The organism is Allobaculum sp. (assembly GCF_047010065.1).
Classification (GTDB): domain Bacteria; phylum Bacillota_I; class Bacilli_A; order Erysipelotrichales; family Erysipelotrichaceae; genus Allobaculum; species Allobaculum fili.
The window spans coordinates 1-3,107 of record NZ_JBKXLD010000151.1; the positions used below are offsets into that span (position 1 = coordinate 1).

General features: G+C 48.0%; 2 protein-coding genes. One reads left to right on the forward strand and one right to left on the reverse strand.

The window, feature by feature from the left end:
* Positions 1–579: class I tRNA ligase family protein (locus ACLUYS_RS09680; RefSeq protein ID WP_412659757.1), on the reverse strand; the 579-nt coding region annotated here is incomplete at its 3' end.
* Positions 580–1,351: 772 nt separating this feature from the next.
* Here ACLUYS_RS09680 and ACLUYS_RS09685 point away from each other — a divergent pair.
* The gene (locus tag ACLUYS_RS09685; protein WP_412659759.1) at positions 1,352–2,623 is read left to right on the forward strand and encodes an MFS transporter; all 1,272 of its coding nucleotides are present in this window, start codon (positions 1,352–1,354) and stop codon (positions 2,621–2,623) included.
* Positions 2,624–3,107: the final 484 nt, after the last annotated feature.

The following is a 3,107-nucleotide window of genomic DNA, read 5'->3' on the forward strand; positions in this document are numbered from 1 at the left end:
ACACAGTACCCACTGACGCATCGGTTTGCGGATAACCGGGTAGCCGCCGCGTTCGCTCTTGCCGTCGATAACTTCTTCGTTTGCCAGGACGCATTTGAGTTCTGGGCACCAGTTAACGGGAATCTCATCGATGTAAGCCAGACCTTTTTCATAGAGCTTGGTAAATATCCACTGGGTCCACTTGTAGTACTCCGGATCGCTGGTCGCAATTTCGCGGTCCCAGTCGTAGGAGAAGCCGAGAGACTGAATCTGATCGCGGAAATGATCAATATTCTGCTTTGTGAATTCCGAAGGGTGATGGCCGGTCTGAATGGCGTACTGCTCAGCTGGCAGACCAAAGGAGTCAAAGCCCATCGGATGGAGAACGTTATAACCTTCCATGCGTTTTTTGCGGGCGATGATATCCGTGGCAGTATAGCCTTCCGGGTGTCCGACATGGAGTCCGTTTCCAGATGGATACGGGAACATGTCGAGTACATAGTATTTTGGTTTGGAGAAATCGGACGTATCGGTTTTGAACGTTTTATGATCCGCCCAGTACTTCTGCCACTTTTTCTCAATGGACTGATGATCGTACATACTGATTTCCTTTCCTTTCTTTTCGATCGAAACGGCGCCTTTAGACGGTTCCAATCGGCTGGGTCTTTTCCATGTGCAGAGAAACTGCAGGACGCGTGTACAGCGAGTCAATACCCTTGCGGCAGGTGCCTTCGGAAAAAGTCCTTCCGTAAAAGAAAAACGCCCTTACCTAAACTGTAAGGACGTAAACTACGCGGTACCACCTTGCTTCACAGATCGTCTGTTGATTGAATTCCCATTTAAAGAAAAGGAATAAAGATCTGTGCACTTAATGCCCATATAGCAGGTCTGCATTACGCAATCCAGACGAGTTCGAAAGAAGAAACTGCCGGGCTTTCACCAACCGCCGGCTCTCTGCGAGCTTTCTTTATTTTCTACTGCTTCTGAATTATGGCGTTAGTGGTAATTTATCAAAGACTTTGCGAGCTCGTCAACTCCCCCTCTCTTCGACCGAAAAGAGAAAGCCGGATTTGTACCTTACAAAGTCGGGTTTCTCAGTTGTCCACACAGCAGCTGGCTGGACGGATGGGCAGAGAATTCCAGTTTTTCTGCCCCCTGTTTTTCCCAGTTCTGACAGCCTGGTTTGCAGCTTCGATCCGTTTCTAGCTAATCGGCGCTGCGTGCGTATCTGCTTTCATTTTCATGAACTACATCCAGCAAAAATCGAACTGTACAAAAATCCAATTTGTTTACAATGTCAACAATATCCTATAGGAAAAGCTAATACTGTGATTTTTCGGCGAGAATGCTAAACTGTGCCTGAGGAATGAATATGAAAAATAAATTGTCAACTCTGGAGCTCAAATGGATTATGTACGATGTAGGAAACTCCGCGTTTATCCTGCTTGCAACGTCCATTATGCCCATCTACTTTAATCACCTGGCTACACAGGCCGGTCTTTCGGAAACGGAATATCTCTCCTGGTGGTCCTACGCGGCAAGTATCGCCACAATCTGTGTGGCCATTGCCGGCCCCTTAATGGGAACGCTCGCCGACTTTGACGGAAACAAGAAAAAAATCTTCCTGGGCAATGCCCTGGCCGGCGCATTCCTGCTGTTCTGTTTCTGGATTCCCAGTCACTGGATGGCGTTTCTCGCTTTGTTTATCTTCTGCAAGATTCTCTACAGCATTTCGTTAGTCATCTACGATTCCATGCTCGTCGATGTCTGCCCGGAAGACAAAATGGATATGGTCTCCTCAAAAGGCTATGCCTGGGGCTATATCGGCAGCTGCATTCCTTTCATCGTTTCTTTAGGCCTGATGCTCGGCTACGAAAATCTGGGCATGGGCTTTCAGACCGCAATTCTTCTGGTATTTTTACTGAACGCCGTGTGGTGGGCGCTGTTTACTCTGCCGCTGGCCTTCAGCTATAAGCAGAAACATTTCGTACCCCGTAAAGGGCATGCGGCACGTCAGACGTTTGGACGACTCTGGAAAGTCCTTAAGGAAATCGGCCATAACCGCAAAGTTCTCCTGTTCATGGCGGCATTCTTCTTTTATATCGACGGCGTCTATACCATCATCGAGATGGCGACCGCCTATGGAACCTCACTTGGACTCGATCAGACGGGTCTGCTTCTGGCCCTGCTTCTGACACAGGTCATCGCTTTTCCAGCTGCCATTCTCTTTGGCTATCTGGCCAAAAGCTACTCCGCGGGCGAGCTGATCAAAGTTGGCATCTTCGCCTACTTCTGCATTTCAATCTTTGCCCTGTTCATGTATTCCATCTGGCAGTTCTGGATTCTCGCCGCCGCCGTCGGCGTATTCCAGGGCGGGATTCAGGCACTCAGCCGTTCGTACTTTGCGCGGATCATTCCGAAAAACCAGACCGGTGAATACTTTGGTCTGTACGACATTGCCGGCAAAGGCGCGAGCTTTTTAGGAACGCTCGTTGTCGGGCTGATTTCCCAGCTGACCGGTCAGCAGAACATTGCGGTCGGCACGCTCGCCTTCCTGTTTCTGATCGGCTACCTGATCTTCGCCAGGGCCAACACCCTTCCTGATCCCGTCTATGATGAAAACGGAGCACACACTTCAAACTGATTTTTAAACATTCACTTACGCTGTTTCTGACTGAATAAAGTCTGAAACTGCGATTTTTTTTTGCATATTGGCCTACGAACCCGCTCTTTCGTTTTCCCGATGTCACTCTTTTTCCGGCCTATCTATTTTTCTACAGACAGCGTTACCGCAGACTTGCCACGATAAATCCATGTTCGCAGAGAGCGTGTTTGTCGAACTCGGAATTTTTCTGCTGCTGAATTGGCTAGAATATGGTTATACATGGGCTGTTCAGATGAACGGCTTTCTGTGTTTATGAAGCTGCGGATGAATTTGACTGTACAAAGAGAAAGAACAGGAGATAAAAAATGGAACTTGTTTATCAGATTACTCCCGACGGGTTTTCGCTGATTATTACCAATGCCCTTCGGTTTTCCGGATAAAACAATGATTTGAACCTAACCTGTCTCAGAAGTCGTACCTTCCTCACGGTGATATCACGGTGACGTTATCTTATTTGGATAAG

What these genes read in the sequence shown, in the direction of transcription:
- ACLUYS_RS09685 (WP_412659759.1), top strand. Translation starts at nt 1,352, where the DNA reads ATGAAAAATAAATTGTCAACTCTGGAGCTCAAATGGATTATGTACGAT.